The organism is Mesorhizobium sp. M4A.F.Ca.ET.090.04.2.1 (assembly GCF_003999085.1).
Classification (GTDB): domain Bacteria; phylum Pseudomonadota; class Alphaproteobacteria; order Rhizobiales; family Rhizobiaceae; genus Mesorhizobium.
The window spans coordinates 1-5,380 of record NZ_RZOT01000431.1 but is presented as its reverse complement, the minus strand read 5'-3'; the positions used below and the strand labels follow the sequence as shown (position 1 = coordinate 5,380).

Here is a 5,380-nt window from a genome sequence, read left to right as displayed (position 1 = left end):
ACCCAACCGGCTCCGTCACGGTGGGCAGGACCCGCCACTTCTGGTCAGCACCCTTCGAGATCGGCGACGAGTTCGGCGGTCTCGGCTATCCTTCGCCGATGCCCGCCGACGCAAGGAAGATCCTGTTGAAATACCGCGACAAGCAGTTCGGCGGCCAGGGGGATGCTGGCGGCAACACCACCATTGCCGTCATCGCCACCGATGCCATTCTGACCAAGGCCGGCGCCAAGCGACTGGCGATTTCGGCGCATGACGGCTTCGCGCGCGCCATCTGGCCGGCGCATACGCCTGCCGACGGCGATCTGGTCTTCGCACTGGCGACCGGCAAGAGCGGCATCGAGCTCACCGCCGACGCGGCCATCGATCTCTACGCTACCGCCGGCGCCACCATGGCGCGCGCGATCAGCCGCGGCGTCCACGCCGCGACGCCGGCTTCGGGCGATCTGTTTCCAGTCTGGTCGTCGCGCTGACTGAGGCCTGGCGGATCAGGTGGGATCGGACTTTTCTTCCTCGAAGCTCACCGCGACATCCGAATTGGCCGACAGCCAAACTTTCTCGCCCTCAACCTCGGCTACCAGGCTCAAGGGAATATAGTGGTGATGCCCTCTGTGGGAGCCCTGACCGCTGTCAGCCTTGGTCAGCTTGATCCGCTTCCCCTCGATCTCTTCGACAGTGCCGACATGTACGCCGTCGGCACCGACGACTTCCATATGCCCGCGAATTTTGCTCGTGTCGGTCATGGTGATCCTCCGCTGAAGCTGCCGACAATAACAATCGACGGCCAGATTGGATGCATCGCGGCTGTACGGCACGTCCTGTTCATCATGACATGATAGGCATGATCCAATCCTGCCGGCTGGAGCGACAAGTCCATGCGAATTCCCGTTCTGATTTGCACATGGCTGCTCGCGCAGCTCGCCACCGTCGCCACGGCCGGCGCAGGCGACGTCGCCGAGCTGGAAATCCTTGGCTTCAGCAAGGATGGCGGCGTCTTTGCCTTCGAGGAATATGGCGTGCAGGACGGGTCCGGATATCCCTACGCCAGCCGCTATTACATCGACACCGCCACCGACTCATTCCTCAAGGGAACGCCGATCCGGGTTCGTCTCGACGACGAGGCGGCAACGCTCGATGCGGCGCGGCTGCAGGCCCGCCAGAAAGGCGAGGCCATCGTCAGCCAGGCCGAGCTGGCGGCCAGTCGCGGCATCACGGCCGGTTTCAGCCCGGTGACCGAGCTTTCCAGCGATCCGTTCCGCATGGTGGTCAATCCGCGCCCGATCTTTTCTCCGGTCGACGATCCGCTCGAGTTCCGCTTGGACGAAATCCCGATGAACGACACCGAAGGTTGCCAGAGCCAGGGCGAGATCAACGGCTTTCGCCTGCTGCGCATTGTGGCCAAGGATGGCGGCAAGACCGAACTTCTGCACGAAGACAAGTCGATCCCCAAAAGTCGCGGCTGTCCGAACGGCTACCGGATCGGCGCGGTGCAGACGTTCTCGATGCAGGGGTTGAGCGCCTATGCCGTGCTGATCGCGGTTCGGCAATACGGCTTCGAGGGGCCGGATTTCCGCTGGATCGCCGTGACAGGCCGCCTGTGACACCGATTTCGCAACCCACGGCTCGCGGTCGCAACGGCAACCATTTCCGGGCCGCCCTGCCCCCCGCTCGCACCGCGTTTGTCGGCGCCCTGCTCTGGGGTCTGACGATGGGCGCCAGCGCGCTCGTCAATCTCCACCTCTATGACTGGGCAACGCCGGCAAAGATCCGCTTCGTCACGCTGCTCTATGCCGCCGGTGGCGCGCTCGCCTTCCCGGTCGGCCTGTTCCTGGCGCGCCTCGTATCGCGCGGGCGGCACTGGGAGGTCGCGTTCGCTGCCGCTTTCGTTGCGCTGCTGGCCGCGACGCTCGCCTTCACCGGCGCCCTGTTCGCGCTGCAATACCGCTCCTACTATGCCGAATGGCATGCGCCGGCCTTCACGATCCGGTGGGCGTTCGAATTCGTGTTCACGGTGCTGACCGCGCTGTACCAGTTCGTCGTGCTCGGCGTCCGGCTCTATTTTCCATCAGGATTCATCGGGCTCGCCGCCGCCAGCATCTGGTTTGCGCGGCAGCGGCGTTGAGCATTCTGTCCGCCTCTGTTAGGAGGCGGACATCAAGCTTCCCGAAGTCAGGACCGATTGATGATCCCTCGCTATTCCCGGCCGGAAATGGTCGCCATCTGGTCGCCAGAGACCCGTTTCCGCATCTGGTTCGAGATCGAGGCGCATGCCTGCGATGCGCTGGCCGAGCTCGGCGTCATCCCCAAGGAGGCGGCAAATGCCATCTGGGAAAAAGGCGGCGCCGCGAAATTCGACGTCGACAGGATCGACGAGATCGAGCGCGTCACCAAGCATGACGTGATCGCCTTCCTCACCCATCTCGCCGAATTCGTTGGGCCTGATGCCCGTTTTATCCATCAGGGCATGACCTCGTCCGACGTGCTCGACACCTGCCTTGCCGTGCAGTTCACCCGCGCCAGCGACATCTTGCTCGCCGACATCGACGCGCTGCTCGCGGCGCTCAAGCGCCGCGCCTTCGAACACAAGGACACCGTCACCATTGGCCGCAGCCACGGCATCCATGCCGAGCCGACCACGTTCGGCGTCAAGCTGGCGCAGGCCTATGCCGAGTTCTCGCGCTGCCGCGAGCGGCTGGTGCACGCGCGGGAAGACATCGCGACCTGCGCCATCTCGGGCGCGGTCGGCACCTTCGCCAACATCGAGCCCTATGTCGAAGAGCATGTGGCGAAGAAGCTCGGGCTGAAGCCGGAGCCGGTCTCGACGCAGGTGATCCCGCGCGACCGCCACGCCATGTTTTTCGCCACGCTCGGCGTCATCGCCTCGTCGGTGGAGCGGCTGGCGATCGAAATCCGCCACCTGCAGCGCACTGAGGTGCTGGAAGCGGAAGAGTATTTCTCGCCGGGGCAGAAGGGCTCGTCGGCGATGCCGCACAAGCGCAATCCGGTGCTGACCGAAAACCTCACCGGCCTTGCCCGCATGGTGCGCTCCTTCGCCATGCCGGCGATGGAGAACGTGGCGCTCTGGCACGAGCGCGATATCTCTCACTCCTCGGTGGAACGCATGATCGGACCGGACGCCACCGTGACGCTGGATTTCGCGTTGTCGCGGCTCACCGGCGTCGTCGACAAGCTGCTCGTCTATCCCGACAACATGCTCAAGAACATGAACAAGTTCCGCGGCCTTGTGCATTCGCAGCGCATGCTTCTCGCGCTGACGCAGGCCGGCGTGTCACGCGAGGACGCCTACCGGCTGGTGCAACGCAACGCCATGAAGGTATGGGAACAAGGCGCTGATTTCCTTGATGAACTTCTTGCCGACAAGGAAGTGACGGCGGCATTGCCGGAAGCCGAAATCCGTGAGAAATTCGACCTCGGCTACCACACCAAGCATGTCGACACGATCTTCAAGCGGGTGTTTGGGGAGGCCTAACCTTTCCTTCTCCCCGTTCACGCGGAGAAGGTGCCCGAAGGGCGGATGAGGGGCGGCGCCGACTTCGGCGATGACTGTACTCGCCACGTCCAGGTCCGGGGGAGACAAACTCGCAAAACTGGCGCTGCCCCTCATTGCCCTGCCGGGCATTTCTCCCCGTATAGTGACGGGGAGAAAAAGAGCCGTGCCGACATCCAATCAAGCCTTGCCCGGCACCGTCCTGATCACCGTGCCCCACGGATCCTCGCGGGTCGTCTCGCCGGTCACATTGTCCGAGCGCATTTCGACCCACGCTAGGCCCGAACGTGCCGGATCGCGGCGGCCGGCGCCGGCGCTGCGCCAGGCATTGGCGCCAATGTGGTGGTGGTAGCCACCCGACGACAGGAACACCGCCTGGCCGCCATATCTCGCCACCGTGTCGAAGCCGAACTGGTCATGCCAAAAGGCCTCAGCGTCCTCCGGCCGGCCGACGCGCAGATGGACGTGGCCGACGATGGTGTTTTCCGGCGCGCCCTGCCAGCCGGCGTCATCGGCCGGCACACAGGCGACGACAGCCGGAAGGTTCAGACGCTCGGTCGCCATGGCGATCTTGTCGCCGATCCACTTCCAGTCCTGCGGACGGCGATCAGAATAGATTTCGATGCCGTTGCCCTCGGGATCGGTCATATAGAGGGCCTCGCTGACCAGATGGTCCGACGCGCCCTCGATGGCGATCCTGTTGGCGGCGGCATGATTGATCCAGCGGCCGAGATCGGCACGGCTGGGCAGCAGGAAGGCGGTGTGGAACAGGCCGGCGCTGCGCGGATCGTCGGGCTTTGCCGCGGCGTCGGGCTCGATGACCAGCAGGGGCCGGTTGGCGGCGCCGAGCGTGATCACGCCATCGGCGCGGCTCAGTTCCTGCAGACCGACAACGGCGCGGTAATAGCCGGCGAGGCTTTCGGCATCGCGCGCCCTCAGGCCGACGCGCGACACGCTGACCGGCGTGGTCGCGGCAAAAGGCAGTTCACTCATCATCGTCTCCGTTCGGGCGCTCGACGAAACTCCCAAAGCCAGAAGCTACGCGCCGCCGATCATCCTACGTCGTGTCAGCCCCAAAATCCCGGCCCTTCACGACTATGTTGTCCTCGCGACAGATCGTCGATCGCGATCGTTCACACAAGAGAGCAAGGAGCGAACATGGTGTTCACTGAATTGATGGTGAACGTCGTTCGGCACGGTTGCGCGAAAGGGCGGCGCTCGCTACATGCGCGCCATGAAAGTCAAGGACGCAGATATCCTCATCGTGCCGGGCTACACCAATTCCGGCCCCGAACACTGGCAGACCCGCTGGCAATCGAAACTGTCGACGGCGCGCCGGGTCGAGCAGGCCGAATGGTCGAAGCCGGTGCGCGAGGACTGGACCGCGAATGTGGCCAGGGCCGTCAACGAGGCCGAGCGGCCGGTGGTGCTCGTCGCCCACTCGCTCGGCGTGGCGGCGGCGGTGCAGGCCATTCCGAAGTTCCAAAGGCCGGTGGCCGGCGCCTTCTTCGTGGCGCCGCCCGACGTCGCCAATCCGGAGATCAGGCCGCGGCACCTGATGACCTTCGGACCCTATTCGCGCGAGCCGCTGCCCTTTCCCTCGATCGTGATCGCCAGCCGCAACGACCCGTTCTGCGCCTTCGACGTCGCGGAAGACATTGCCGGCGCCTGGGGCTCGCTGTTCATCGATGCCGGCGATGCCGGTCACCTTAATGCGGATTCCGGCTTCGGGCCGTGGCCCGAGGGCTCGATGACCTTTGCCAAGTTCCTGACGGAATTGAGGGAACCCTGAGGCGCAGCCGCCCGGTGGCGCTCAGGACCCGATGGAATCGCGCATGCTCTCCAGCAGCGTCTTGGCGCCCAGCGAAATCAGCG

The 5,380-nt window shown here is 64.6% G+C and carries 7 protein-coding genes; 5 read left to right on the top strand and 2 right to left on the bottom strand.

Going from position 1 to position 5,380, the window contains the following annotated elements:
• On the top strand, positions 1-470 hold a 470-nt coding region (locus tag EN781_RS24805; protein ID WP_189347818.1), incomplete at its 5' end, for a P1 family peptidase.
• Between the two features lie 15 nt (positions 471-485).
• Here the strand turns inward: EN781_RS24805 and EN781_RS24800 are convergent.
• Entirely contained in the window at positions 486-740 is a 255-nt protein-coding gene (locus tag EN781_RS24800) for a DUF2171 domain-containing protein (RefSeq protein WP_126054827.1), read from the bottom strand.
• 132 nt (positions 741-872) lie between these two features.
• On the opposite strand from EN781_RS24800, the gene EN781_RS24795 reads away from it, so the two are divergent.
• The 3 genes from EN781_RS24795 (at position 873) to purB (ending at position 3,487) form a co-directional block, all read left to right on the top strand.
• The gene (locus tag EN781_RS24795; protein WP_126054828.1) at positions 873-1,598 is read left to right on the top strand and encodes a DUF2259 domain-containing protein; all 726 of its coding nucleotides are present in this window, start codon (positions 873-875) and stop codon (positions 1,596-1,598) included.
• Positions 1,599-1,705: 107 nt separating this feature from the next.
• Entirely contained in the window at positions 1,706-2,119 is a 414-nt protein-coding gene (locus tag EN781_RS24790) for a hypothetical protein (protein WP_126054829.1), read from the top strand.
• Positions 2,120-2,179: 60 nt separating this feature from the next.
• Positions 2,180-3,487, top strand: coding sequence for an adenylosuccinate lyase (gene purB / locus EN781_RS24785; RefSeq protein WP_126054830.1), 1,308 nt, complete (start codon positions 2,180-2,182; stop codon positions 3,485-3,487).
• A gap of 198 nt (positions 3,488-3,685) precedes the next feature.
• On the opposite strand, the gene EN781_RS24780 is transcribed toward purB, so the two are convergent.
• Positions 3,686-4,498: a VOC family protein gene (locus tag EN781_RS24780; RefSeq protein ID WP_126054831.1), complete on the bottom strand. Its 813-nt coding sequence runs from the start codon at positions 4,496-4,498 to the stop codon at positions 3,686-3,688.
• 241 nt (positions 4,499-4,739) lie between these two features.
• Here EN781_RS24780 and EN781_RS24775 point away from each other — a divergent pair, with 241 nt between their 5' ends.
• A complete protein-coding gene (locus tag EN781_RS24775) occupies positions 4,740-5,297 on the top strand; it encodes an alpha/beta hydrolase (protein ID WP_126059084.1) in 558 nt (185 codons plus the stop codon).
• Positions 5,298-5,380: the final 83 nt, after the last annotated feature.